The organism is Lysinibacillus sp. NPDC056185, from assembly GCF_047737915.1.
Lineage (GTDB): Bacteria > Bacillota > Bacilli > Bacillales_A > Planococcaceae > Lysinibacillus.
Window position 1 is genome coordinate 1 of record NZ_JBLLLQ010000074.1, and the last position, 2,022, is coordinate 2,022.

The 2,022-nt window shown below is 73.3% G+C and carries 1 protein-coding gene; it reads left to right on the forward strand.

Going from position 1 to position 2,022, the window contains the following annotated elements; genetic code table 11:
- On the forward strand, positions 1–2,022 hold a 2,022-nt coding region (locus ACMZ42_RS26915), incomplete at both ends, for an SDR family NAD(P)-dependent oxidoreductase (RefSeq protein ID WP_415733404.1).

Below are 2,022 nucleotides of genomic sequence, written 5' to 3' on the forward strand. Positions count from 1 at the left end.
GTGTTCACCCTCGAGGACGCGCTGGCCGTGGTGGCCACCCGCGGCCGGCTGATGCAGCAGATGGCGCCGGGTGCGATGCTCGCGGTCGACGGCCCCGCCTTCCTCGTCACCTCGATGCTCCCCGAGGACGTCGAGATCGCGGCTGTCAACGGCCACCGCTCCACCGTCGTCGCCGGACCGTACGAGGCGGTCGAACAGGCCCGTGCCCACTTCGAATCCCAGCAGCTCAGCTGCGTCTCCGTGGCCACCTCGCACGCCTTCCACACCCGCATGATGGAGCCGTGCCTGGCCGAGTTCACCACGGCTGTCGCCGCCGTCGGACTCCACGCCCCCGCGATCCCGTTCGTCTCCAACGTCACAGGCACCTGGATCACCGACGAGGAGGCGACCGACCCCGCCTACTGGGCCCGGCATCTGCGCTCCACCGTGCTGTTCGCCGACGGAGCGGCCACCCTCACCGACGACGCCGACCTCGTCCTGCTCGAAGCAGGCCCCGGCGACACGCTCAGCCGGCTGGTCCGCCAGCTCACCGGCCCTGACGGCGCGCCGGTCGTGCCGACCATGCGCCAGCGGCTGCGCACGATCCCCGACGACCGCATCCTCGCCGAGGCCCTGGGCACGCTGTGGAGTGCCGGTGCCGACGTCGACTGGGCCGCCTGGACCGGCGAGCAGCAGCGGGTACCGCTGCCCGCCTACCCTTTCGAGCGCCTTCGCTACTGGGCCGAACCCGCCCCGGTCACCGCGGCGCAGGGCGAGGCCGACGAGGAGGCCGACTGGCCGCTGCCGACCGAACGCTGCTCATTCGCCCAGATGTGGTGCGAGGCCCCGCTCACCGATCCCCCCGCCCCCGTGACCGGCCGGCGCGTCCTCGTGTTCGACTCCGGGCACCCGGTGGTCGAGGCGCTGATCCGGGAGCTGAGCGACGGCGGCGCGACGGTGACCTGCGTGACAGCAGGTGAGGCCTTCGAATCCGTCGGTCCGGACGGCTACCGCATACGTCCGGGCGAAGCCGAAGACCTGCGGCTGCTGTTCGAAGATCTGGCCGAGGCGCCGCCGGACGACATCGTGCACGCCTGGTGCCTGACCGACCCGGCGGCCGACCCCATCGCGGCCAAGAGCATCGGCTCCGCCGCCGAGCAGGGCTTCTACAGCCTGCTCCACCTCGGTCAGCAACTCGCTCGTCGCCCCGGTCAGTCGCCGGTGCGCGTGCACGTACTCTCCAGCAACATGCAGGAGATCTCCGGCAGCGAGGCGCTCGAACCCGCGAAAGCCCTGCTGCTCGGCCCGGTCATGCTCATCGGCCGGGAGATCGCCGGCGTCCGCTGCCGCAGCGTGGACCTCGCACTGCCCGACGCGCTGCCGCCCGCCGCCACCGCGCAACGGCTGCTCGCCGAGATCACTGCGGCCGAGACCCATGTCCAGGTCGGCTGGCGCGGCCGCAAGCGCTGGCGGCTGGACTACCGCATGGTGCCCATGGACGCGCCGCCCGCAGCGCCAGCCCCTTCGGGCCCCGTCCCCGGCGGCACCTACCTCGTCACCGGCGGACTCGGCGCCCTCGGCCTGGTCGTCGCCGAGGACCTGGCCGCCGCGGAGCCCTGCACCATCGTGCTGCTCAGCCGCACCCCCGTACCGGACCGTGACGCATGGCCGCAGCTCATCGCCGCCGGCGACGCCCGCGCCGGCAAACTCGCCCGGCTCGCAGCCGTCGAGGCCGCCGGGGCGACGGTGGTCACCCTGGCGGTGGACGTCGCGGACGAGGCGGCACTCGGCGCCGCGATCGCCGAGGTCCACCGGCGCTTCGGACCGATCCGCGGCGTCTACCACTCGGCGGGGGTGGCCGGCGGCGCCATGATCGCGGTCCGGACCGACGAGGCCGCCGCCCAGGTCCTCGCCCCCAAGGTCGACGGCACGCTGGCGCTCTACCGGCTGCTGGGCGACGAGGCCGATTTCCTGGTGCTGTTCTCCTCCCTCACCGCCGCCACCGGCACCTTCGGCCAGGTCGACTACTGCGCCGCCAACAAC